General features: G+C 65.6%; 15 protein-coding genes. 10 read left to right on the plus strand and 5 right to left on the minus strand.

Annotation, left to right across the window (positions count from 1 at the left end):
• Positions 1–4 precede the first annotated feature (4 nt).
• Genes T331_RS0105785 through T331_RS0105795 form a run of 3 tightly spaced genes read right to left on the minus strand, consistent with a single transcriptional unit; the run spans position 5 to position 4,863 of the window.
• Complete coding sequence (locus tag T331_RS0105785; RefSeq protein ID WP_026439349.1) at positions 5–598, minus strand: chemotaxis protein CheB; 594 nt, start codon at positions 596–598, stop codon at positions 5–7.
• A complete protein-coding gene (locus T331_RS0105790) occupies positions 595–1,419 on the minus strand; it encodes a CheR family methyltransferase (protein WP_026439350.1) in 825 nt (274 codons plus the stop codon). Before T331_RS0105790 ends, T331_RS0105785 begins: the two co-directional genes overlap by 4 nt.
• A gap of 9 nt (positions 1,420–1,428) precedes the next feature.
• Positions 1,429–4,863: a response regulator gene (locus T331_RS0105795; protein ID WP_026439351.1), complete on the minus strand. Its 3,435-nt coding sequence runs from the start codon at positions 4,861–4,863 to the stop codon at positions 1,429–1,431.
• A 231-nt stretch (positions 4,864–5,094) separates the two neighbouring features.
• On the opposite strand from T331_RS0105795, the gene T331_RS0105800 reads away from it, so the two are divergent.
• On the plus strand, positions 5,095–7,590 hold the full coding sequence (locus tag T331_RS0105800) for an ATP-binding protein (RefSeq protein ID WP_244876899.1): 2,496 nt from the start codon (positions 5,095–5,097) through the stop codon (positions 7,588–7,590).
• Positions 7,591–8,036: 446 nt separating this feature from the next.
• Here the strand turns inward: T331_RS0105800 and T331_RS17480 are convergent, their stop codons facing one another.
• A complete protein-coding gene (locus T331_RS17480; protein ID WP_051622195.1) occupies positions 8,037–8,987 on the minus strand; it encodes a LysR family transcriptional regulator in 951 nt (316 codons plus the stop codon).
• A 116-nt stretch (positions 8,988–9,103) separates the two neighbouring features.
• On the opposite strand from T331_RS17480, the gene T331_RS0105810 reads away from it, so the two are divergent.
• The 9 genes from T331_RS0105810 to glcF all read left to right on the plus strand — a co-directional run bounded on the left by T331_RS0105810 (position 9,104) and on the right by glcF (position 19,029).
• The gene (locus T331_RS0105810) at positions 9,104–10,261 is read left to right on the plus strand and encodes an iron-containing alcohol dehydrogenase (RefSeq protein ID WP_026439353.1); all 1,158 of its coding nucleotides are present in this window, start codon (positions 9,104–9,106) and stop codon (positions 10,259–10,261) included.
• Positions 10,262–10,390: 129 nt separating this feature from the next.
• A complete protein-coding gene (locus tag T331_RS0105815) occupies positions 10,391–11,644 on the plus strand; it encodes an ABC transporter substrate-binding protein (protein ID WP_026439354.1) in 1,254 nt (417 codons plus the stop codon).
• A gap of 109 nt (positions 11,645–11,753) precedes the next feature.
• Positions 11,754–12,623 (plus strand): branched-chain amino acid ABC transporter permease, encoded by an 870-nt coding sequence (locus T331_RS0105820; protein ID WP_026439355.1) that lies wholly within the window; start codon positions 11,754–11,756, stop codon positions 12,621–12,623.
• Complete coding sequence (locus T331_RS0105825; protein ID WP_008494225.1) at positions 12,620–13,597, plus strand: branched-chain amino acid ABC transporter permease; 978 nt, start codon at positions 12,620–12,622, stop codon at positions 13,595–13,597. The genes T331_RS0105820 and T331_RS0105825 overlap by 4 nt, the downstream gene beginning before the upstream one ends.
• Complete coding sequence (locus T331_RS0105830) at positions 13,594–14,358, plus strand: ABC transporter ATP-binding protein (protein ID WP_026439356.1); 765 nt, start codon at positions 13,594–13,596, stop codon at positions 14,356–14,358. The genes T331_RS0105825 and T331_RS0105830 overlap by 4 nt, the downstream gene beginning before the upstream one ends.
• Positions 14,355–15,065: an ABC transporter ATP-binding protein gene (locus T331_RS0105835; RefSeq protein WP_026439357.1), complete on the plus strand. Its 711-nt coding sequence runs from the start codon at positions 14,355–14,357 to the stop codon at positions 15,063–15,065. The genes T331_RS0105830 and T331_RS0105835 overlap by 4 nt, the downstream gene beginning before the upstream one ends.
• 79 nt (positions 15,066–15,144) lie before the next feature.
• Positions 15,145–16,638, plus strand: a complete 1,494-nt coding sequence (locus T331_RS0105840) for an FAD-linked oxidase C-terminal domain-containing protein (RefSeq protein WP_026439358.1) — start codon at positions 15,145–15,147, stop codon at positions 16,636–16,638.
• A gap of 2 nt (positions 16,639–16,640) precedes the next feature.
• Complete coding sequence (glcE, locus tag T331_RS0105845) at positions 16,641–17,759, plus strand: glycolate oxidase subunit GlcE (RefSeq protein ID WP_026439359.1); 1,119 nt, start codon at positions 16,641–16,643, stop codon at positions 17,757–17,759.
• Entirely contained in the window at positions 17,749–19,029 is a 1,281-nt protein-coding gene (gene glcF / locus T331_RS0105850) for a glycolate oxidase subunit GlcF (protein WP_026439360.1), read from the plus strand. The genes glcE and glcF overlap by 11 nt, the downstream gene beginning before the upstream one ends.
• Before the next feature lie 21 nt (positions 19,030–19,050).
• Here the strand turns inward: glcF and T331_RS19075 are convergent, their stop codons facing one another.
• On the minus strand, positions 19,051–24,201 hold the full coding sequence (locus tag T331_RS19075) for a Hint domain-containing protein (protein WP_051622196.1): 5,151 nt from the start codon (positions 24,199–24,201) through the stop codon (positions 19,051–19,053).
• Positions 24,202–24,503: the final 302 nt, after the last annotated feature.

A 24,503-nucleotide genomic window follows, 5' to 3' on the forward strand; every position in this document is an offset into this window, starting at 1 on the left:
TCTCTCAGTTCTCATCGACGGGCGGCATCGCCGCCAGCTCTTGCAGATAGGCGGCGACGCCGCCGGGTGTGACGATACGGGCCCGCGGACAGGCCGCCAAAGCCGCCTCCGGCATGGCGGCGGCGAAGGCGGTTTTCGGGTCCTGCACGGCGACCTGGCCGCCGGCGGTTTCAACCGCCCGCAGGCCCCGCGCCCCATCCTCATTCGCGCCGGTGAGCACCAGCGCGGCCAGGGCCGGGCCATACACATCGGCGGCGCTCTCGAACAGAATATCGATCGCGGGGCGCGAATAGAGCACCGGCTCATCCGCCGACAGGGCCAAAGCCTGCTCGGTCTCGACCAGCATATGATAATTCGGCGGGGCGAAATAGATCGTGCCGGGCTCGATCGGCTCCTTGTCCTCGGCCTCGCGCACCCGCATCTCGCAGCGGCGCGCGAACAGCTCCGCCAGCAGGCTTTTGCGGTCCGGTGGCACATGCACCACCACGAAGACCGGCAGCGGAAAGCTGGCGGGCAGGGCGGGCAGGACCTGGTTCAACACCTCCAGCGCGCCGGCGGAGGCGCCGATGACCACGGCACGGCAGCGTCTCGCGCTCATCCGTCGCGCCTCTGATAAAGCCGCTCCTCGCGGTTGAATTCGCTGAAGGCATCGGCATGGGCGCAGAAGCGCAGATTCTCCTTCGCCCCCAGCCCAAGAAACCCCTTGCGGGAGAGCGAATCCTTGAACAGCCCGATGGCGCGGTCCTGCAAAGCGCGGTTGAAATATATCAGCACGTTGCGGCAGGAGATCAGATTCATCTCGGCGAAGACGGCGTCGGTGACCAGGCTGTGATCGGCGAAGAGCACGCGCTCGCGCAGGGATTTATCGAACACCGCGCGGCCGTAGCCGGCGCTGTAATATTCCGAGAGCGAGGATTTGCCGCCAGATTTGCGATGGTTTTCGGTGAAAAGCTGGATCCGTTCCAGCCCGTAAATGCCGGCGCGGGCGCGGGCCAGCGCGTCCTGATTGATGTCGGTGGCATAAAAGATCGTGCGCTCCTCCAGCCCTTCCTCGCGGAACAGGATGACGAAGGAATAGAGCTCCTCGCCATCGGCGCAGCCGGCGATCCAGAGTTTCAGCGACGGGTAGGTGCGCAGATGCGGGATGACGGTTTCGCGGATGGCCTTGAAATAGCTCGGGTCGCGGAACATTTCGCTGACCTGCACGGTGAGATAGCCCAGCATGCGCGGCAGCATCGTCTCGTCATGCAGCAGCCGCTCCTGCAGCGCCGAGATGCTGGCAAAGCCCATCTGCTCGCGCGCCAGCCGCAGCCGGCGTTTGATCGAGGTGGCGGCGTAATGGCGGAAATCGTAATGATAGCGCAGATAGAGCGCTTCCAGCAGCAGCTGGATTTCGATCTCCTCGACCTGGTCAGTCATTGGCGCGGGTCATTTCGGCATCCAGACCCGCACCAGCGAGAGCAGCTTCTCCACATCCAGCGGCTTGGCCATATAGTCGCTGGCGCCGGCTTCGATGCAGCGCTGCTGGTCGTCCGGCATCGCCTTGGCGGTGAGCGCGATGATCGGCAGCTTGGCCCAGGCGGGGTTTTCGCGGATGGCGCGGGTGGCGGTGAGGCCGTCCATCACCGGCATCATCACATCCATCAGCACCAGATCCACCGCCAGCTCGCGATGCAGCTGGGAGGTCGCCAGCCGCTCCAGCGCCTCCTTGCCATTGCGGGCGATTTCCACCAGCGCGCCGCGCGGCTCCAGAATGTTGGTCAGCGCATAAACATTGCGGACATCGTCCTCGACGACCAGGATGCGCCTTCCTTCCAGCAGCGCATCGCGGTTGCGGGCCTGGCGGATCATGTTCTGCTGCTGCTCCGGCAGCTCGGCCACAACCTGATGCAGGAACAAGGTGACTTCATCGAGCAGCCGCTCGGGGGATTTGGCGCCCTTGATGATGATGGATTTGGAATAGCGGCGCAGCCGCAGCTCGTCATCGGCCGAAAGCTCGCGGCCGGTATAGACGATGACCGGCGGGAAGGAATAGGCATCCTGCTGGCTCAGCGTCTCCAGCAGCGCGTAGCCGGAGGTGTCGGGCAGCGAGAGATCCAGCACCATGCAGTCGAAGGTCTGGGTGCGCAGCAGCTCCAGACATTCCGCGGCGGTGCCGGCGGTGACGGTCTCGGTGTCGTCCGAGGCGAGGAGCTTGGAAACGGCGTCGCGCTGGCGCTCATCATCCTCGACGATCAGCACGCGGTGCATGCGCTGCTCCAGCCTGGCTTCCAGCTTGGCCAGCACCTCCGCCACCTGTTCGCGGCGCACCGGCTTGAGCATATAGCCGACCGCGCCCAGCGAGAGCGCGGTCTGTGCATGATCGCCGGCGGAGACGACATGGATGGGGATGTGGCGGGTATGCACGTTGCGCTTCAGCCGGTCGAGCACCGAGAGGCCGGACTGGTCGGGCAGGCCGACATCCAGGATGATCGCGCTCGGGGTGAGGTCGCGCGCCAGGCTGAGCGCTTCCTCGGCGGTGCCGGCGAGCAGCACCTGGAAGCCCATCTCATGCGAGAGATTTTTGAGGATGCCGGCGAAAGCCTGGTCGTCCTCCACCACCAGCAGCACCCGGCGGGATTGATCCAGCGAGTCGCGGTCATCGCTCAGCGGTGGGGTTGGCGCCGGGCGGGCGCGGGTGGGGCCGGGGGCGGGCAAGGCGGCCGGCGCCGGGAAGCTGGCCGGGCGCGCGGCGCGCGGCGCCACCAAGCCGGGATCGAACGTCTCCGGCAGGGTCACGGTGAAGACGCTGCCCTGGCCGAGCGTGCTCGTCACCCCCAGCGTGCCGCCGAGCAGCCGGGCGAGCTCGCGCGAGATCGACAGCCCCAGCCCGGTGCCGCCATATTTGCGGCTGATGGTGCCATCCGCCTGATGGAAGGCATCGAAAATATGCGCCTGCTGCTCTTCGGAAATGCCGATGCCGGTATCCGACACGGCGAAGGCGACCCGCCCGCCATCGGCACGCTTGATGCTCAGCCGCACCTCGCCGGCTTCGGTGAATTTCAGCGCGTTGGAGAGCAGGTTTTTCAACACCTGCTCCAGGCGCTGGGAATCCGTCACCATGCTGGTCGGCGCGTCCGGCGCCGCCTCGATCACCAGCCCGATCCGCCGCTCGCGGGCGATCGGCTCGAACATCTGGCGCAAATGCGTGGCGATGCGCTCCAGCTTCACATGATCCGGCTGGATTTCGACATGCCCGGCCTCGATCTTGGAGAGATCGAGAATATCGTTGATCAGGGTCAGCAGATCATTGCCGGAGGATTGGATGGTCTGGGCGTATTTCACCTGCTCGGCGGAGAGCGTGTTGGTCGGGTTATCGGCGAGCAGCTTGGCCAGGATCAGCAGCGAGTTCAGCGGCGTGCGCAGCTCGTGCGACATATTGGCCAGGAAGTCCGATTTATAGCGGCTGGCCTGCTCCAGCTCGCGCGCCTTCAGCTGGATGAAGCCATTGGCTTTTTCCAGCTCGTCGCGCTGGCTCTCCAGCAGCTGGGTCTGTTCTTCCAGCCGGGCATTGCCCTGTTCCAGCTCCGCCTGCTGCTGCTCCAGCCGCGCCTGGGATTCCTTCAGCGCCCGGCTCTGCTCCTCCAGCTCCTCGTTGGAGACCCGCAGCTCCTCCCCCTGCACCTGAAGTTCCTCGGATTTTTGCTGGGTTTCCGCCAGCAGCGCCTTCAGCTCGTCGCGGTAGCGGGTGGCGCGCACCACCATGGCGATGGCGGCGGAGAGCTTGTCCAGCAGCGCCACCACCTCGCCATCCACCGGTTGGATGAAGCCCAGCTCCAGTACCGTGTTGGCCACGCCTTCGATGCTGCCGGGCACCACGATCAGCTGGCGCGGGCTGCGCTGGCCGAGCGCGGTGCCGAAGGTGAGATAGCCTTCCGGCACGTTGTCGAGCACGATATGATGGGTCTTCGCCACCGCCTCGCCGAGCAGCCCGTCATGCGCGGTGATGTGCGCCGGCAGGAAGGCGGTGGCCGGCACGCCATAGCTGGCGGTGCGCGCGAAGCCGTCCTCGTCGGCGACATAGATCACCCCGGCGACGGCGCCGAAATAGTTGGACATGAAGGCGAGGATGCTCTCGCCCAGCCGCGCCGCATCCGGCTGGCCGCGCATCGCCGCCTCCAGCCCGACCTGGGCGGACTGGATCCAGTCCTGGCGCTGGCGTTGCAGCGTGGCGCGGCGGATCAGCCAGCCCACCACCAGCGCCAGAATGATGCTGACCAGGCCGGAGGCGATGCCGCTGGCCATCGCGTGCTGGTAGGCGGCCGCCATCTCGCGCAGGCGCTGGGCGCGCAGCACTTCCTCGGTCTGGTCCATCTCGCCGAGCAGATCGCGGATATCGTCCATTTCGATCTTGCCGCGATTGCTGGCGATGATCGCCATCGCCGCGGGCTTGTCGCCGGACTGGGTCAGGGCGATGGTCTGTTTCAGCTCAGCCAGCTTGGCCGCCACATGCTGGCGCAGCGGCGCGATCCGCGCGACCTGTTGCGGGTTATCCTTGACCTGCCACGCCAGCGTGTCGATTTGCGGCGCCATGTTGGCGATGGCGTTGTCATAGGGGGCGAGATAGGCGACATCGCCGGTGAGCATGTAGCCGCGCTGCCCGGTTTCGGCATCCAGCGCCGTGGCGCGCAAGGCCGAGAGGCTGGCCAGCACATCGTGCGAATGCGAGATTTCGGCATTGTCGCGCTGGATCGTCCGCAGATTGAAATAGGCGGTGGCGCCGCTGATCAGGAAGAAGAGGATGGTGAGACCGAGACCGATGGTGATGGCGAATTCCGATCCTGCCGCGCGTCGATTCGCCTGCCAGCCTGGGGTCCGCTTCATCCTTGTCTCTATTCAATGATCTGTTGGTTAAACCGCGCGTCACACTACATATGGAAAAAGGTAAGGCAAATTGCATTAGTGTCATAAGATTTTTAGGCGCCAGGGCTTGTGCCGGGGCCGGATCGTCCCGGATGCTAGTGAGCTGGGCCTCCCGGGATCGATGCCAGGGCGGCGTCGGCGTAAATGGAAGCGGACATGTGATGGAAGCGGACATGTGATGGAACCTGGCATGTGACGGCAGTGGCTCGCAGCGGCGCACTGGACGGGCTGGCCCAGCTGGCCGCGCAGATTTGCGGGGTGGCGGCGGGCCGGGTGACACGCGTCACCTCCGCCGGGCAGCTGGTGCTGGGGCAATTCGGCACGGCGGCGCAGGCGGACGCGATTTTGCCGCTCTCCCATGGCTTCTGCCCGCTGGTGACCGCCGCCGGCGCGATGCTGAGCATTCCCGATATCGAAGCGGTGCCGGCGCACGCGGCGAATGCCGCGCTGCGCGAAGGCTGGCGCTTCTATGCCGGTCTGCCGCTGCGCGATGCGGACGGGGCGGTTTTCGGGACGCTCTGCGTGGTCGATCTGGCGGCTCGGCCTGGCGGGCTCTCGCCGGAGCAGGTCGCGGCGCTGACGCTGCTGGGCGGGCAGGCGAGCGCGCAGCTGGCGCTGCGCGAGCAGGCGCGGCGCCAGAGCCAGGATGCCGAGAACGCCGCGCGCTATCGCGCTTTGTTCAATAATCTCGATGCAGGCTTCTGCATCATCGAGTTTTTCGATGGGCCGCACGGTCCGCTCTCCGATTATGTGCATATCGAGGCGAATGAAGGCTATGAGCGCCATACCGGCATTGCCGGCATCGTCGGCAAGACGCTGCGCGAGGTGGCGCCGAATGCGGCTGAGGGCTGGCTGGAGATTTATGGCGAGGTGCTGCGCACGGGCCAGGCGGTGAGCTTTGAGCGGGCGTTCACCGAGGTCGGGCGGATCATTGAGGTCTCGGCGAATCGCATCGGCCCGGCGAACCAGCGCCAGGTTTCGGTGTTGTTTCGCGATATCACCGCGCGCAAGCGGACCGAGGCGGCGCTGCGCGAAAGCGAGGCGCTGGCCCGCGAGAACGGGCAGCGCCTGCAGTTCGCGCTCGCGGCCGGGGCGATTATCGGCACCTGGCTGTGGAATCTCGGCACCGGCCTGGTTGTGGTGGATGCCGCGTTTGCCGTGAATTTCGGGCTGGACCCGGAATGGGGGCTGGAAGGGCTGGAGCTGTCCCAGATTATGGCCAGCGTGCATCCGGACGATCTGCCGGGGCTGATGGGCGCGATCGACTCAGTGATCGCCCGGGGCGGGCCCTATGCCCACCAATATCGCGTGCGCCGCGCCGATGGGCGATATTACTGGGTGGAGGCGAATGGCCGGGTGGAGCATGATGCGGATGGCACGCCGCTGACCTTTAACGGCGTGTTGCTGGACGTGCAGGAGCGCCGGATGATGCTGGCCGAGCGCGAGCGCGCCGCCGCCGCGCTGCGCAGCCTGAACGAGACGCTGGAGCAGCGCGTGGCTGAGCGTACGGCGGAGCTGATGCGCGCCGAAGAGCAGCTGCGCCAATCCCACAAAATGGAAGCGGTGGGGCAGCTGACCGGCGGGCTGGCGCATGATTTCAACAATCTGCTCACCGGCATCATCGGCAGCCTGGAATTGCTCGGCACCCGGGTGAATCAGGGCCGGCTGAACGAGCTGGACCGCTATCTGAATGCCGCGCAAGGCGCCGCCCGGCGCGCGGCGGCGCTGACCCACCGGCTGCTGGCCTTCTCCCGCCGGCAGACCCTGGACCCGAAACCGACCGACATGAACCGGCTGGTGCGCGGTATGGAGGAGCTGATCCGCCGCACCATGGGGCCGGAGGTGGAGATCGAGGTGGTGGGGGCGGCCGGGCTGTGGGCGACCTTGGTGGACCCGCCGCAGCTGGAAAACGCCCTGCTCAATCTCTGCATCAATGCACGCGACGCGATGCCCCATGGCGGCCGGCTGACCATCGAGACCGCCAATCGCTGGCTGGACCCGCGCACGGCGCGGGCGCGCGATCTGCCGCCGGGGCAATATGTCTGCCTCTGCGTCACCGATACCGGAGCGGGGATGCCGCCGGAGGTGATCGCCAAGGCGTTCGACCCGTTTTTCACCACCAAGCCGCTGGGTCAGGGCACCGGGCTGGGATTGTCGATGATCTACGGCTTCGTGCGCCAGAGCGGCGGGGTGGCGCGGATCTATAGCGAGCCGGGACATGGCACCTCGGTGAGCCTGTATCTGCCGCGCTTCGCCGGCGAGGAGGCGGCGGGCGAGCCGGTGCCGGAGCTGCGCGCGGCGCCGCGCGCCAGCCATGGCGAGACGGTGCTGGTGGTGGATGATGAGCCCAGCGTGCGGATGCTGGTGATGGAGGTGCTGGAAGAGCTGGGCTATGCCGCCATCGAGGCGGCGGACGGCCCGGCCGGGCTGCGGGTGCTGCAATCGGATATGCGGATCGACCTGCTGGTCACTGATGTGGGGCTGCCGGGCGGCATGAATGGGCGGCAGATGGCGGATGCCGCGCGCGCCACGCGGCCGGCGCTGAATGTGCTGTTCATTACCGGCTATGCGGAGAACGCCATCATCGGCAACGGCCATCTGGAACCGGGCATGCATGTGCTGACCAAGCCTTTTGCGCTGGAGACGCTGGCGGCGCGGATCAAGGAGCTGATCACCAACCCAGGGTGAAGATATAAAATTTGGTTCTGTCCCAGATAACTTTCCGGCTTATACCTTCAACGCCTTGAAGGATCAGCATTATTTCGATCATTGCAGGGTTTCGCCTTTTGCCCGTGGCGTCAAGGGGTTTACTCGCCTTCGGCGACGCGCGGCGAAGCCGCGCGCCCTTGACGCCACGGGCAAAAGGCGAAGAGACTCGGGATCGACATAATGGCCAGATGAATGAAGATCGGGGACAGCCCCTAAAACTTTGCGGATGTGAAGGCTTTTTTCAAAACCCCGCAGGCTTTCTCTGTCTTCGTCAAAAACCGCGTCATTGTTTCAAGGAGGCGGTCTCAAACCGTCTCTCATCGATTTCACCATGGCGTTTTAGAGCATCAAGCTTTTAGCTTGATGCTCTAACTTTTGTTTTTGCGCGCAATTTTATATGTTTATCTTGACGCTCCCGCGTCAACCTAAACACTTATTGCGCTAGAACCGGTTTTCGGTGCGGCCGCCAGCAGGTCGTTGCCTAAAAACAGAGGCGCGGCATTTTTGATTTCCTGGCGGATGAAGGCCAGCGCCAGCTTCACCGGCATGCTGTGGACGAGGTCCGCATGCACCATCGCCCAGTAGCTGCGTTGCAGATGCAGCGTCTGCGGCAGCACCGCCACCAGCTCCGGCCGGCTTTGCGCCACATAGCCGGGCAGCAGGCAAAGCTGCTGGCCGGCACAGGCGGCTTCCAGCTGCGCGTGAATGCTCGAACATTGCAGGCGCGCGCGCAGGCTCGGCTCCAGCTCGGTCAGATAATCCAGCCCGCGGGTGAAAATCAGCTCATCGATATAGAATGCGAAATCATGCCCGCGAAGGTCCTGCGCGCTGCGGATCGGCTTGTGCGCGTTCAGATAATCCTTCGTCCCGAACACGAATAAACGGTAATCGGTGAGCTTCTCCGAGACCAGCTTGCGCGACTCCGGCGGGGTGAGGGTGATCAGGATATCCGTATCCCGGCGCGACATCGAGACCACTTGCTGGATGGTCAGCAGCTCCACCGCCAGCCTTGGATGGGCGGCGGCAAAGCGCGCCAGCCGCCCGGCCAGGAAGAAATTGCCGATGCCCTCCAGCGCGCTGATCTTCACCGCCCCGCTGGCGCTGACCTGGCCGCCGCCCAGCCGCTCCTCCAGCTGGCCGGCCTCGATCTCGATGCGTCCGGCCTGTTCCAGCAGCGCCTCGCCCTGGCGGGTGAGGGAATAGCCGCGGGCATTGCGCACGAACAGGGACACGCCCAAGGCCGCCTCCAGCGCGCTGATCCGCCTGGCCACCGTCGCGTGGTCCGCCGCCAGCATCCGCCCGGCCTGGGAAATGGTGCCGCTGCGCGCCACGGCGAGGAAATAGCGCAGATCGTTCCAGTCGAACCCCGGTCTCATATGTGCAATTCCGCACAGTTGATGGTTGATATTTCCTGTATTCCTGCGGAAGCTGTCAAGGCTAAGGTGACGTTCAAATCCGGCCCGTCAGAGGCAAAGGTGAGAAGGGAGACATAATGTCAGCAATCATGCTTCCGCGCGTGGTGCGCATCGGTGGCGGCGCTCTGGCCGAAACCGGCGAGGCGCTGCTGCAGCTCGGCCTCACGCGCCCGGCCATCATCACTGACAAATTCCTGCTGCAAAGTGGTATGGTTGAGCGGCTGCAGGATGTTCTTGGCAAATCCGGCCTGCATGCCTCGGTGTTTTCGGACACCGTTCCTGACCCGACCAGCGATTGCGTCGCCGCCGCGTCCGATTTCGTGCGCGAAGCGGGGGCGGATTGCGTCATCGGTTTTGGCGGCGGCAGCCCGATCGACACCGCCAAGGCCGCCGCCATTCTGGCGCCGCGCCCGGGCACGATGCGGGCGTTGAAGGCCCCGCATCAAGAGATGACTCCCGGCCTGCCGATCATCGCCATCCCGACCACGGCGGGCACCGGCTCCGAGGCGACGCGCTTCACCATCGTCACCGATACCGCAACCGATGAGAAAATGCTCTGTCCGGGCCTGGCTTATTTGCCGACGCTCGCCATCGTCGATTACGAACTGACGCTGACCATGCCCAAGCGCCTGACCGCCGATACCGGGATCGACGCGCTGACCCATGCGATCGAGGCCTATGTTTCGCGTCTGGCCAACCCGTTTTCGGATTCGATGGCGATCGCCGCCATGCAGGCGATCTGGCGTGGCCTGCGCACCGCCTATCACGAGCCCGGCAACCGCGCCGCGCGTGAGCAGGTGATGCTGGGCGCGATGCAGGCGGGGATGGCGTTTTCCAATGCCTCGGTCTGCCTGGTGCATGGCATGAGCCGGCCGATCGGCGCGCATTTTCATGTCGCGCACGGGCTTTCCAACGCGATGCTGCTGCCCGCCATCACGCGCTGGTCGATCGAGGGCAATGTCGCGCGCTATGCGGATTGCGCCCGTTCCATGGGCATCGCCCCGGCCAGTGCCGCGGATGCGCCGGCGGCGGCGGCGCTGGTGGAGGCGTTGCGGGGGCTGAATGAGGATTTGGCGGTTCCCAGCCCGAAAGATTACGGGCTCGATGCGGCGCGCTGGAGGCAGCTGCTGCCATTGATGGCCGAGCAGGCGCTGGCCTCCGGCTCGCCGGGTAACAACCCGCGCGTGCCTGAGGCCGCCGAAATTGTCGCACTTTATGAAGATGTATGGGGCTGATGCGGTTTTCGCGCGGATCCGCGCAAAGGATTGTTGACATTAACGCAACGGCGAAGGAATATCTCCTAAAAATTCGACGAACTTAACAAAAATTTCGCGGCTAACCGAAATAAATGAGGAAATAACAAGATGGTCTTCAAAAATACCGCCTCTTTGAATCGTCGTGGCTTGCTGAAGGCTGGCGCTGCCGCCTCCGCCTCAAGCCTGATTCTTCCTGAAGTCAGCTGGGCCCAGAGTGAATCGCCGGTGAAGATCGGCAATATCGATCCGCGCACTGGCACCTATGCCGCCCTGGGCGAGAATCAGATTCGCGGCGCAACCATGGCCGTGGATGAGATCAACAAGAAGGGTGGCATTCTCGGCCGCCCGGTGCAGCTGCTGGTGGAAGATTCGCAAGGCCTGCCCGGCCCGGCCGTCAGCAAGGCGCAGAAAATGGTCAGTCAGGATAAGGTGGATTTCCTGATGGGGTCGGTGAACTCTGCTGTTTCCGCCTCGCTGGCGCAATTCTCCAGCCAGCATAACCTGCTTTACATCGACACTGGCGGCCATGCCGATCCGATCACTGGCAAGAACTGCACCTGGAATACTTTCCGCACCTGTTCCACCACCTGGCTGGAAACCGCCGCGGACTTCGATCTGCTCTATCAGAAATTCGGCAAGAAATGGTTTTTCATCACGCCGGACTATGCTTTCGGCCATTCGCTGCATGATGATTATGTCGCGCAGCTGACCAAGGCCGGCGGTGTGTCGCTAGGCAACGCGCTGGCACCTTTGGGCACCACGGATTTCTCCTCCTACCTGATCCAGGCGCGGGCCGCGAAGCCGGACGTGCTGATCTGCCTGCAGGCGGGCGATGATCTGGTGAATGTGCTGAAGCAGGCTGTGCAGTTCGGTATGAACACGCAGATGACCATTGCCGGCGCGCAGCAGGAGCTGGAAGTGCTGGAAGCGCTGCCGCCGGCGGCGCGGCTCGGCTGGTGGACGTTCGAGTGGTACTGGAACCAGCCCGGCGTGCCGCATCTGGAAGAGTTCGTTGCCGCGCATAAAGCGAAATATAACGGCAAGGTGCCGACCGCGCGCACCTGGTTCGGCTATGCCTCGGCGCATGCCATCGCGTTGGCGGCGAACCAGGCGAAGTCGCTGGATGCGCTGAAGGTTGTGCGGGCGCTGGAAGGGCTGGTGCTGCCGCCGGAAGTCGCGCTGCAGCCGGGCAAGTGCTATTACCGGGCGGAGGATCATCAGATGATCGCCAACATGTTCCCCGGCAACGTGCCCAACGGCGCCACCTATCCCAATCTGTTCAACGTGGCGCAGACCGTGCCGAGCGGGACGATCGCGAAATCCCCGGCCGAGGCAGGCTGCAAGCTCGTCTATCCGAGCTGAGCTTTGGCGTGACCGCAAGGGAGCCGGCGTGGGAATGCCGGCTCCCTTTTCCGTTATGCACGGTTGCAATGAAAAGCTGCGCCGCGTGGCGCTTTAAGGGCGAAACACCGTGGAATCACTGATTATGTACAGCGCGTTCAACGGGCTGATCGTCGGCATCTTCTACGCGCTGATGGCGCTGGGGCTGTCGCTGATCCTGGGCTTGAACGGCGTCATCAATTTCGCGCACGGCACCTTCATGGCGCTGGGCGGCTATCTGGCTTTCACCATCGAGCCTTATGTCGGGTTCTGGGGGAGTCTCATCCTGGCGCCGTTCGGGGCGGTGGTGCTCGGCCTGCTGGTCGAACGGATTTTGATCCGTCCGCTTTATGGGCGCGATCCTTTGTTCTCGCTGCTGCTCACCTTCGGGCTGGCGATGATCATGGAGGATCTGATCCGCACCATCTGGGGCTCGGTCGGGCAGCCCTTCGCGCTACCCAATTATCTGAACACCCCGCTGTCCGCCTCGCTGTTTTTCCTCACCGGCTATCGGCTGGTGTTGATCGCGATCACCATTCTGGTCACCGGCGCGCTGTTCGCGGTGCTGCGTTATACGCGCATCGGCATCCGCATCCGCGCCGGCAATGCGGATCTGGAGACGATCTCGGCGATGGGGGTGAATATCTTCTTCCTGCGCGCGGCGAATTTCGGCATCGGCATTTTCCTTGCCGGGCTGGCGGGGATTCTCGCCGCCGGGCAGCTCGGGCTTTCGCCCTCGATCGGCTCCTCGCTGATCATGCCGTCTTTCGTGGCGATCATCGTCGGCGGTGTCGGCAGCTTGATCGGCTCCGTGCTGGGCGGGCTGATCATCGGCATCGCCTCGGGCATCACCGCGGCGTTTTTCCCCGTCGCGCAGGAGGTGGTGATCTATGTGATCATGGCTGTTGTGCTGGTCCTCAGGCCGCGTGGCCTGCTCGGTCAGGAAGGATTGTTTGAATGAGCGCCTCCATCGAAACCAAACCGGCAGCGGCGCAAGGCTCCGCGCGCATGCTGGTGGCGGCCGGCATCTGGGTGCTGCTGCTGCTGGTGCCGCTCTGGCTGCCGGCTCTGGGTGGCTATACGGATCTCGCCACCCGCGCGCTGATCTACGCCATCGCCGCCTCCGGGCTGAACCTCGTGCTCGGCTATACCGGCGGGCTTTCCTTTGGCCATGCCGCCTATTTCGGGCTGGGCGCCTACGGGGCGGGGCTGTGCCTGATCTATATCGCGCCCTCGCTGCCGCTGGCGATCCTGGCGGGCACGGTGCTGGGCGGCATCGCCGGCATTCTGGTCGGGCCGATGGCGATGAAGCGCAAGGGCATCTATTTCGCGATGATCACCATTGCCTTCGGGCAGATGTTCTATTTCATCGCGGTGCGCTGGAATGCGCTGACCGGCGGTGAGGATGGGCTGACCGGCTTCTCGCGCGTGCCGCTGCATCTGGGCGGGCATGCGATCCACATGGGGCCGGTGCGGTTTTATTATCTGGTGCTGGCCTTGTTCGCGGTGGTGATGCTGGTGCTCTGGCAGATCCTGCGTTCGCCGCTCGGCCATAGCTTCGTGGCGGTGCGCGAGAACACCACCAGGCTCCGCTTTCTAGGCGTTGCGGTGGATAAGCAGATCTGGGTGGCGTTCGCGATTTCCACCTTCATCACCGCGCTCGCGGGGGCGCTGAATGCGCTGCTCACCGGCTTTGCCTCGCCGGATAATCTCGGCTGGCAGCTTTCCGGCTCCTTCGTGGTCATCTGCGTGCTTGGCGGCATGCGCTCTTATTGGGGGCCGTTCCTGGGGGCGATCATCTTCATCGTGGCGCAGGATTATCTCTCCAGCGTGACGCAGAACTGGATGAGCTTCATCGGCCTCATCTTCGTGCTGGCGGTGTTGTTCTTCCCGCAAGGTCTGCTGGGCTTCATCAAGGGGAGGGCGCGGTCATGAGCTTCCTGACATTGGATGGCGTCGGCCGCCGCTTCGGCGCGGTGCAGGCGCTGAAGGGGATTTCGCTGTCGGTTGAGAAAGGCGAGCTGCGCGCCATCATCGGGCCGAACGGGGCGGGCAAGACGACCTTGTTCAACCTGATTTCCGGCTATTTTCCGCCCAGCGAAGGCAGCATCCAGTTCGATGGCCAGCCGATCCTTGCGGTCTCGCCGAATGCGCTGGTGCGCCGGGGCATCATCCGCACCTTCCAGATCACCCAGGTGTTTCTCTCGCTCAGCGTCTATGAAAATCTGCGCGTGGCGGTGGAGACGGCGATGGGGTTGCAGCTGCGGCCCTGGATCTCGCGCAATGTTCGCAACCAGGTCGAGGCGAAGGTGGAGGAGCTGGCGGCGATCACCCGGATCGGCCCGAAGATGGACCGGATCGTCGGCGAGATGTCGCATGGGGATCAGCGCGTCGTCGAGGTTGGCATCGCGCTGTCGCGGCATCCGAAGCTGTTGCTGCTGGATGAGCCGACGGCGGGGATGGGTGATGAGGAAACCAACCACATGACCGATCTGATCCGCCGGCTGAACAAGGAGCAAGGCATCACCATCCTGTTCGTCGAGCATGACATGGCGATCGTGTTCGGCATCGCGGACCGGATTACCGTGCTGGATAACGGCACCATGCTGGCGGAGGGCACGGCCAGGGAGATTTCCGAAAATCCCCGCGTGCAATCGGCCTATCTCGGCAATGCGCTGGAGGAGAATGCGGCATGAGCGCGGTTCTGGAAATCGATGGTGTGCACACCTATTACGGCAAGAGCCATATTCTGCACGGCGTATCGCTGAAGGTGGAGGAGGGCGAGCTGGTGGCGCTGCTGGGCCGCAATGGCGCTGGCAAAACCACCACCATGCGCAGCGTGATGAGCCTCACGCCGCCGAAAGCCGGCAGTGTGAAACTGTTCGGGCGTGACCTCACCCGCGCCTCGCCGCATAAGATCGCGGTCTCCGGCGTCGGCTATGTGCCGGAGGGGCGCAAGATTTTCGGCCATATGAGCGTGCATGAAAATCTGCAGGTGCCGCCGGAGATCAGCGGGCCGTGGAATATCGAGACGGTGTATGAGCTGTTTCCCCGGCTTTATGAGCGCCGCGCCAGCAAGGGCGGGCGGCTTTCCGGCGGTGAGCAGGAGATGCTGGCGATTGCCCGCGCGCTGCTGCTGAACCCGAAGCTGCTGATTTTGGACGAGCCGAGCCAGGGTCTGGCGCCGGTGATCGTGCAGGAGGTGATGCGCACCATCGCGCGGATGAAGAAGGAGGGCATGTCGGTGCTGCTGGTCGAGCAGAACGCCATGCTGGCCTTGCAGCTGGCGGACCGCGCCTATGTGCTGGCCGATGGCGAGATGGTTTATTCCGGCGATGCGGCGACGCTGAAAGCCGACAAGGCCAGGATGGAAAGCCTGGCCGGCGTCAGCCATGCGGCCTGACCAATTGCTCTTGCCCTGAGGGGCGGATCCGGCGTGAAATAGGCTGGAGCCGCGATAAAGACAGCAAGAGAGTTCGAGGATGTCCCTGCAAATGCCTCTGCCGGACCAGCGTGTGCTGGCCCGGCGCGACGAGATTATCAAGGCGCTGCGCCAGATCGTCCCCGGGGAAGGGGTGATCGACGCGCCGCATGAGCTGCGGCCTTATGAATCGGACGGCCTCACCGCCTACCGGCAGCCGCCGATGGTGGTGGTGCTGCCGGAGACGGTGGAGCAGGTGGCGGCGGTGCTGCGCTACTGCAAAGGGCAGAATATCAAGGTGGTGCCGCGCGGCTCCGGCACCTCGCTCTCCGGCGGGGCGCTGCCGCTGGCGGACGCGGTGCTGCTCGGCATGGGGCGGTTCAAGAAAATCCTTGAAATTGACTATGAGGATCGTCTGGCGGTGGTGCAGCCGGGCGTTACCAACCTTGCCATCACCAAGGCGGTGGAGGGCGAGGGGTTTTATTATGCGCCGGATCCGTCCAGCCAGATCGCCTGTTCCATCGGCGGCAATGTCGCGGAGAATTCCGGCGGGGTGCATTGCCTGAAATACGGTCTCACCACCAATAACGTGTTGGGCGTGCAGCTTGTGACGATGGAGGGCGAGATTTTGCGCTTCGGCGGCAAGGCGCTGGAGGCGCCGGGGCTGGATCTGCTCGGCATCATCGTCGGCTCCGAGGGGCTGCTGGGGGTGGTGACGGAGGTGACGGTGCGGATTTTGCCGAAGCCGGAGACCGCGAAGGCGCTGCTGATCGGTTTTCCCAGCGTGGAATCCGCCGGGCAATGCGTGGCGGACACCATCGCCGCGGGGATCATTCCGGCCGGGATGGAGATGATGGACAAGCCCGCCATCCATGCCGCCGAGGCCTTCGTGCAGGTCGGTTATCCGCTGGATGTGGAGGCGCTGCTGATTGTCGAGCTGGATGGGCCGGAGGCGGAATGCAGCCATCTGATCCAGGAGGTCGAGGCGATTGCGCGGGCCAACCAGGCGGGGATGATCCGCATCTCCCGCGATGAGGCGGAGCGGCTGGCCTTCTGGGCCGGGCGCAAGGCGGCGTTTCCGGCGGTGGGGCGGATTTCGCCGGATTATTACTGCATGGATGGCACCATCCCGCGCGCCAAGCTGCCGGTGGTGCTGCAGCGGATGAACGCGCTCTCCGAACAATATGGGCTGGGGGTGGCGAATGTGTTCCATGCCGGGGACGGCAATCTGCATCCTTTGATCCTGTACGATGCCAACAAGCCCGGCGAGCTGGAGCGGGCGGAGGAATTTGGCGCCGATATTCTCAGGCTGTGCGTCGAGGTGGGCGGGGTGCTCACCGGCGAGCATGGGGTGGGGGTGGAGAAGCGCGATCTGATGCCGGCGATGTTCTCCGAGGACGATCTGCGCCAGCAGCAGCGGCTGAAATGCGCGTTCGATCCCGAGCTGCTGCTCAATCCGGGGAAAGTGTTCCCGAGCCTGCATCGCTGTGCGGAGCTGGGGCGGATGCATGTGCATCGCGGGGCCTTGCCGTTTCCCGAACTGCCAAGGTTTTGAGCATGACTCCGCAAAATACCAAAGAGGTTTGCGAGATCATCGGCCAGGCGCTGGCGGACGGTGAAAAGCTGGAGATTGTCGGCGGCGGCACGCGGGCGCAGATCGGCGCGCCGCGCGAGATCCCGACGCTCTGCCTGGCCGGGCTCTCGGGCATTCTGGAATATGATCCGGCGGAGCTGGTGCTCACCGCCCGCGCCGGCACGCCTCTGGCCGAGATCGAGGCGGCGGTGGCTGAACGCGGGCAGGGGCTGGCGTTTGAGCCTTATGGCGCGGCCGGGTCCACGATTGGCGGGGTGCTGGCGGCCGGGGTGGCGGGCGCGCGCCGGGTCTCCGCCGGCGGGGCCAGGGATCATCTGCTCGGGTTCGAGGCGGTGTCCGGCCGGGGGGAGATATTCCGGGCCGGGGCGAAAGTGGTGAAGAATGTTACCGGCTATGATCTGCCGAAGCTGCTCTGCGGCTCCTGGGGGCGGCTGGCGGCGCTGACGGAGGTGACGCTGAAAGTGCTGCCCCGGGCGCCGGAGCGCGTGACTTTGTGCTGGCGCGGGCTGGCGGATGAGCCGGCCTTCGCGCTGATGCGCGCGGCCTTGCGGGCGCCGTGCGATGTGGCGGCGGCGGCGCATCTGCCCGGCGAGGCGACGATGTTGCGGCTGGATGGCGTCGGCCCCTCGATCGCGGCGCGGCGGGACTATCTGGGCGCGGCGCTGGCGGCCTATGGGCCGCCTGAGGCGCTGGACGATGCGGCGCCGCTCTGGGCGCGTGTGCAAGGCGGGGCGGGGCTGACGACCGAGGCACCGCTATGGCGGCTCAGCCTGCCGCCACGCGCCGCGCTGGGGGCCATCGCGCCGCTGCTGGCGGCGGGTGGAGCGTATCTGGCGGATTGGGCGGGCGGGCTGATCTGGCTGGCGCTGGAGGGGCGTGAGGCGCTCATCCGTGAAGCGGCGGACGCGGCGGGCGGCCATGCCACGCTCATGCGTGCCCCGGCGGAAATACGTGCGCGCATTCCGGCGCTGCATCCCCAGGCGCTGGGGGTGGAGGCGCTCTCGCGGCGGGTGCGGCGCGGCTTTGATCCGATGGGGATTTTCGAGACCAACCGCTTTCTGGACGAGGCCGATGCAGACTGATTTCTCCCCCGCCCAGCTCGCCGACAAGGACATCGCCGCTTCCGAGGCGATCATCCGCAAATGCGTGCATTGCGGCTTCTGCACCGCCACCTGCCCGACCTATGTGCTCGGCGGCAATGAGCTGGATAGCCCGCGCGGGCGGATCTATCTGATCAAGGACATGCTGGAGAATGAGCGCGTGCCGGGGCCGGAGGTGGTCAAGCATGTGGATCGCTGCCTCTCCTGCCTCGCCTGCATGACCACCTGCCCCTCGGGGGTGAATTACATGCATCTGGTGGACCATGCCCGCGCCTATATCGAGACGCATTATCGCCGGCCTTTGGCGGAGCGCGTGTTGCGGGCGGTGGTGGCTTCGGTGCTGCCTTACCCGAAGCGTTTTCGGGCGGCGTTGCGTCTGGCCGGGCTGGCGCGGCCGCTGGCGGGATTGCTGCAGGGCATCCGCCCGCTGCGCCCGGCGGCTTCGATGCTGCAACTGGCACCGGCCAGGCTGCCCCCGCAGGCGCGGCTACCCGCCAGCCCCGCCGGGGCGCGCGGGCGGGTCGTGCTGATGCAAGGCTGTGCAGAGCCGGTGCTGCGCCCGGAAATCCGCGCCGCCACGATGCGGCTGCTGGAGCGCTGCGGTTATCAGGTGAGTTTCGCCCCGGGCGAGGCCTGCTGCGGCGCGCTCACCCACCATATGGGGCGCGAGGCCGAGGCGCTGGCGGCGGCCAGGCGCAATGTTGAGGCCTGGAGCCGGGAGATCGAGGCCGGGCTGGAGGCGATTATCATCACCGCCTCGGGCTGCGGCACCACGATCAAGGATTACGGCTATATGCTGCGTGACGATCCGCTTTACGCGGAGAAGGCGGCGCGGGTTTCGGCGCTGGCCAAGGATGTCTCGGAGGTGATCGAGGCGGCGGGGCTGCCGGCGCGGGTGGAGATCCCGGCGCGGATCGTCGCCTATCATCCGCCCTGCTCGATCCAGCATGGCCAGAAGCTGACCACCGGGCCGCAAAATCTGCTGCGCGCGGCGGGGTTTACGGTGAAGCTGCCGGCGGATTCGCATCTCTGCTGCGGCTCGGCGGGGACGTATAATATTTTCCAGCCGGAGATCGCCGGGCAGCTGGGCGCGCGCAAGGCGCAGACGCTGGAGGCGCTGCGGCCGGATGTGGTGGCGACCGGCAATATCGGCTGCGCGGTGCAGATCGGCCAGCATTCAGGGCTGCCGGTCGCCCATATCGTCGAGCTGCTGGACTGGGCCACCGGCGGCCCCGCGCCCGCCGGCCTCTAAGGTTCAAAAGGTTCCGGGGGTTCACCCCCGGTTGATCGTCACCACGGAAGACGTCATCGGCGCGATCGCCTTGGCCAGGGCGCTCTCCACCGCCTTGGCGGTAAAGCCCGCCCGCAGCAGCGCCCGCCCGGCCGCGACATGCGCCTTCGACGCACCCGCATCCTGGCTCAGCGTCCCGATCGCGGCGATGAGCCCGGCCGCATCCGGCGCCACGGCGGCGCGCAAAGCGGGGGGCAGCTCCAGCCCCTCGGCGGCGATCGGCGTCATCACGCAGGGCAGGCCATGCGCCCAGGCTTCCAGCACCTTGCCCTTGATCCCCGCCCCGAAGCGCAGCGGCGCCAACGCCAGGCGGGCGCGGGCGTAATAGGGGGCGAGATCTTCCACCGCGCCGGCCAGCTCCACCCCTTGCGTGCGCAGCATCTGCGCCACGCCATGCGGCAGCCCGGCGCCGACCACGGTGAGGCGCTGCCCGGCCAGGGCGGGCAGCACCGCCTGGGCGAACCAGAGCAGCCCGTCGAGATTGGGCTCATGCGCGAAATTGCCGACCAGCAGCAGCCCCTCGCGGTCGGTGCGCATGGCGGGCTTCACCGGCTTGATCGCCCAAGGCACCAGATGCAGCTTCTGCGCCTCCAGCCCGGCCTGGCGCAGCAGCGCCGCCTCGGCCGGGGAGTGGGTGAGCACGGCATCGGCCTGCAGCATCACCGCGAATTCCTGCGCCTGCTGGCGCTGGGCGGCGCGGGTCAGCTCCGGGCGCTCCTGGATCTCGCCCTGGCGGCCCAGGCGCAGATGATGCAGGTCGGCGACGCTGAACATCACTCTCGCGCGCGGCTGGTAATGCCGGATCAGGCTCATATAGGGCGCAGCGACGCTGACCCGGTGCAGATAGACCAGCTCGAACATCCCGGCCTGGCGGCAGAGCGCTTCCTCCACCGAGGCGATGGCGGGGGCAGCGAGGCAGGCGATGCCCTGCGCAGCCAGCAGCGCCTGGGCGGCGCCATCCGGCGCGGCGCCGGTGCGCGGCAGGAAGGAGACGTGCCAGCCCAGCGCCTGCAAGGCGCGCATATGGGAGAGGATGGCCTGGGCCCCGGCATTGCGGTCCGGCCGCGGCCAGGCATCGTCGATCACCAGCGCCCGCTTTGCCGGCAGGGCGGCCTGGCTGCCGCGCTGGCGGCGCATCGGCCCGGAATCGTGGCGCTGCGCGGCCTGCTGGCCCTTCAGCTGCTCGACCTCGTCCAGCAGCAGCGCCAGCAGCGCATCGCCCTCGCCGCTGCAGCCGCGCGCCTCGTCCAGCGCATCGCGCAGGCTGGCCAGGGCCGCCGCGTCCAGCGTGGTGCGCGGGGCGATCGGCGCCGGGGCGCCGCTCAGCAATGTGCCGCAGCCGGCGGCGCGCACGCTGATCAGATGCGCCTGCCCGGCGGGCAGCGGGCGCGGCAGGGTGAAGCTGAAGCCATGCCAGCCATTGCCGATGCCGGCCTCCGCCAGATCCGCGCGGAACTGGTTGGCGAGCACGCTGCCGATCCTGGTCTCGTGGTTGAAAATCTCCAGCTCCAGGCTTTCCTGCGGCTGATCCTTCATCCAGGCCCAGCCGCGCACCAGATGCCGCGTCGCTTCGTCCAGAACCCCTTGCACCGCGCCTTGCGCGTTGCCGCGCCGCTGGGCACGCGCCAGGATGCGCCGTTGCAGCGCCGCCAGCCGGCGGCCGCCTTCCAGCACCGGCGCGCAGAATTTCCATTGCGGGCGAGTATCGTCCGGATAGAGGGCGGCGAACTCATCGGCATTGTGGAACATGTTGCGGCTGGCGCAATCCATGAAGCTCTCGGTGGGGGCGTCCTCCGCGAACAGGATTTCGTGGCGCTCCAGCTCGATATGCAGATATTCGACCCGCGCCGGTGCCTCGATGAGGGTGACGTTGCGGCCATTCACCAGATGCTTGGCCGGCACCAGATGCCCCTCCAGCAGCATCGCATGCTCGGGCGAGACGATCAGCGGCCGGGCGGGCAGCCCTTCGCCCAGCGCGCCGGCCTCGATGCGTACCGGCCAGACGCCGCGGTTGGCGGCAAGGAACGGGTTGGCATAAGCGCGCTTGCCGATCCATTTGATCGGCTGCGGCCCGTGCTCGCGGGTCTGCACCAGATCGCCGATGGACAGCGCCTCCACCGGGGTTTCGCCGGCCGGCGTGCGGATGCGCGTGCCCGGGCAGAAGCAGGGCGTGCCGGTTTCCACCAGCACCAGCTTGTAGCTTTGCGCGGTCAGCGCCGATCCCAGCGTGACCGGCGTGCCGGCGCTGCCGAGATTCTGGTAATCCTGCATCGTCACGTCGTAGGTGCCCTGATTCACCAGGGTCGCGGTGCTGGCCCAGGCGCCATCCGCATCGGCGGTGGTGATGATGGTCTGGGTGATGTTGTTGGCGGTGTCGGTCAGGCGGATCACCACCGCATCCTCGCCATTCACCTTGTTGGTGTAGGTAGAGGCCCAGAGGCTGCTATTGCTGCCGGTCACGGTGCCGCTGGTCCAGGTGCCGGAGGCGTTGTCATCGCCGGCCCAGCCGAAGGAGAGCAGGGTTTCGGCGGTGGTGATGGTGTTGAGCGCGGCGCTGCCGACGGTGGTCACGCTGCCGGCACTCACCGTCAGCGTATCGCCGGAGAGAGTCTGCCCGGCCAAGGCTTCGAAACTCGTGCCGGAGAAGGTGCCCACCACCGGCGCGGCGTCGAGAGAGAGCCCGGCGATGACGGTGCCGGCGGTGTTTTCCTGCACCAGATTGGGGTCGCTGGCGGTGCCGTCGCTGCCGGCGAGGTTATAGGTCAGGCTGTTGACATATTGCGGCACGCTGGTGCCGCTCGTGCCGGAAACCACGCCCAGCCCATCCACCCCGGCGGAGGCTTGTTGGCCGCTATAATCCGGGTTGAGGATGGCGGGCGGGGTGGTCACGGTGCCGCCCGTGACCAGCGCGCCGTTCACCGTGCCGGAGGCGATGGTCAGCGGGGCGGTGATGCTGCCGCCGGTCACCTGCTCGGCGGTGAGGGTGGCGTTGGTCAGCGTCGCGCCTTCAATCAGCTGGCCGCCATTCAGCGAGGTGCCGCCGGTGACGACATAGCCGGAGACGCTGCCGGCGGTCACGCTGCCGCCGGCGATGGTGCCAAAGGCGAACACGTCGTTATTCAGCGCCGTGCCGCTCACGCCGGCATCGTGCAGCCCGGCATTGGTGTAAGTCGTGCCGTTGATGACGTAGGTGACGAGGTTGCCGTCGAGCGTGCCGGCGGTGATGGTGCCGTCCTGGATGGTGATGTCGCTGCCCAGCCCGGTGACCAGCGTGCCGGCCTGCAGCGCCCAGGTGCCGTTGCTCTCGGCGAGCTGGGCATTGACGATGCTGGCGACGATGCTGCCGCTGGCGAAATTGCCGTTATCCAGGGTGCCGGCGGTCAGCGTCGCGTCGTTGATCGTATCCGTGCCGTAAGTGATGCTGCTGGCATTGGTGACGGCGCTGGTCTCGGCGGTGAGATAGAGGTTGAAGGTCTTGCTCTCGGTGCCGTTGGTCTCGACCACCTGATACCATTCGGTGCCGCCGGCGCTGTTCATCGGCAGGTTGTCGAGCATCAGATTGCCCGTTGCCATGGTCGCGCTGGTATTGGCGCTGGCGCTGTAAGTGCCGTTGCTTTGCGAGATATCCCATTGCTGCCACAGCGAACCGCTCAGCGTGATGGTGTCGCCGAAGGTCGGCACGTTGTTGGCATCGGAGGTCAGCAGCCGCAGCTCGATGGTGGCGTTGTCGGCCAGCACCACGCCGGCATTGGTGCCGTTGCCGGTGGCGAAATCCAGCACGATATTATTGCCGCTGGTACCGGTGACCGGCGTGTAGGTGCTGGCGGAGACGATATTGGCGATGGTGGGGGCGGTGTAGCCGGTCGGGGTATCGGTGGCGCCGAAGACGGTGAGGTCGATGGTGGAGACATCGATGCTGGTGCCGGGCTCGGCGAGGGCGAGCAGCGGCCCGCCCGTGGTGTAGGCGGCGGTCTCAGCGTCGGCATAGTTGAAGCCGTAGGAATTCGAATAGCTGGCGAAGGCGGCGGCGTAGCCGTTATAGGTGTGGCCGGCGATGATGGCGCTGCTGAGGCTGCGCCCGAAGCCGTAGGTGGGGTCCCAGTTGGCGCTCTTGTTCAGATCGATGCTGCCGCCGAGTTGGCCGTTCACCGGAACGCCGCTGGTGCCGTAATAGCCGGCATCGAAGCCGACCAGGAATTGCCGCAGCACTGTGCCCCATTCATTATTGGCGCCGGTGTTCATGGTGGTGAAGACACTGCCGTTGGAGACGATGGTGGCGGTGCCGTCGGTGGCGTAGATGCTGTTTTCCAGATTGCCGGCGTCGATATAGATGGTGCCCTGGATCTGGCTGTCGGCCTGCGGGGTGAGGGTGAAGACCAGGCTGCCGCTGCTGGTGCCGGCGCTCACCGCGTAATCGAAATAACCGGCATTATGGTAGGTTCCGCCGGCATCCGCGCCGCCATTGAAGAAGCCGGAAATCTCGATGTCGCTGGCAATCGAGCTGACGGCGGTGACATAGCCGGCCCAGTCCAGCGTGTTGCTGGGCGGGATGGCGCTGGCGAGGGAGCCGGCCAGTGGCCCGGTGCTGTAGGTGCTCAAGGTGGCGCCGGCATGGGCGAGCAGCGTTTCCAGCGCGGTGCCGGTGATGTCGTAGCCGACCGAGGCGCTGGCGCCGCTCGTGTAGCTCACCCCCATCCCCAGGCTGAGCCCGTACTGGACCACGGAGGTGAGGTTGCCGGCATCGGTGGCGGTGCCGGTGAGGTTCAGCTCGACCGAATCATAGCCGAAATGATTGGCGGCGGCGGTTTGCGCGTTGATGTCGCTCTGCTGGGTGATGAGGCTGGAGAGCGAGGGGCCGTTGGCGCCATTGGCCTCGCTCTGCACCAGAATATACATCTTGCCGCTGGCGAAGCTGCCGGGCAGGGTAACCGGCACGCTTTCGCCGCTGAGCGTGCTGGAGATGCTGGCGGCCGTGCCGCCGACCACGGTGCCATCGGTCAACAGCGTGGTCCAGGTGCCGCTGGTCGGGCCGCCATTGTCGTAATAAACGACATAGACCGACGAGGCGGTGTTGTTGTTGGTCAGTTCATCGATCAATGTCGAGCTGAGCGTCACATCCACCGTTGTCGTCATATCGCCAGCCTCTGCCTTGTTGCGGACGCAACTTTGTTTTCGATGGTCACATTAACGGTTGTTTAATCCTTTATTGTCAATGCAGTAATATTGCCACACGGGGCCACATGGCCCTCGGGCCGCCGCCGGTGCGATTTTGACGTGTAACGTCCGTACCGTATGATGTGGGTTGTTTTTAAAAAGAGACTAAATTTGGTTGTGTGCTGAATTTAAAGCGATTTTCGGGTCGTTCCGGTGAAATTTCAGCCCCCGGCCGTTTTGTTGCGGAACATGGTGAATTCTTTGTGAAGCCGCTTCCGGGG

The organism is Acidocella facilis ATCC 35904 (assembly GCF_000687875.1).
GTDB lineage: Bacteria > Pseudomonadota > Alphaproteobacteria > Acetobacterales > Acetobacteraceae > Acidocella > Acidocella facilis.

Coding starts and splice junctions, on each gene's coding strand:
- T331_RS0105815 (WP_026439354.1), top strand. CDS start 10,391: ATGGTCTTCAAAAATACCGCCTCTTTGAATCGTCGTGGCTTGCTGAAG.
- T331_RS0105825 (WP_008494225.1), top strand. CDS start 12,620: ATGAGCGCCTCCATCGAAACCAAACCGGCAGCGGCGCAAGGCTCCGCG.
- T331_RS0105785 (WP_026439349.1), bottom strand. CDS start 598: ATGAGCGCGAGACGCTGCCGTGCCGTGGTCATCGGCGCCTCCGCCGGC.
- glcF (WP_026439360.1), top strand. CDS start 17,749: ATGCAGACTGATTTCTCCCCCGCCCAGCTCGCCGACAAGGACATCGCC.
- T331_RS0105840 (WP_026439358.1), top strand. CDS start 15,145: ATGTCCCTGCAAATGCCTCTGCCGGACCAGCGTGTGCTGGCCCGGCGC.
- T331_RS0105795 (WP_026439351.1), bottom strand. CDS start 4,863: ATGAAGCGGACCCCAGGCTGGCAGGCGAATCGACGCGCGGCAGGATCG.
- T331_RS0105835 (WP_026439357.1), top strand. CDS start 14,355: ATGAGCGCGGTTCTGGAAATCGATGGTGTGCACACCTATTACGGCAAG.
- T331_RS0105810 (WP_026439353.1), top strand. CDS start 9,104: ATGTCAGCAATCATGCTTCCGCGCGTGGTGCGCATCGGTGGCGGCGCT.
- T331_RS0105830 (WP_026439356.1), top strand. CDS start 13,594: ATGAGCTTCCTGACATTGGATGGCGTCGGCCGCCGCTTCGGCGCGGTG.
- T331_RS17480 (WP_051622195.1), bottom strand. CDS start 8,987: ATGAGACCGGGGTTCGACTGGAACGATCTGCGCTATTTCCTCGCCGTG.
- T331_RS19075 (WP_051622196.1), bottom strand. CDS start 24,201: ATGACGACAACGGTGGATGTGACGCTCAGCTCGACATTGATCGATGAA.
- glcE (WP_026439359.1), top strand. CDS start 16,641: ATGACTCCGCAAAATACCAAAGAGGTTTGCGAGATCATCGGCCAGGCG.
- T331_RS0105790 (WP_026439350.1), bottom strand. CDS start 1,419: ATGACTGACCAGGTCGAGGAGATCGAAATCCAGCTGCTGCTGGAAGCG.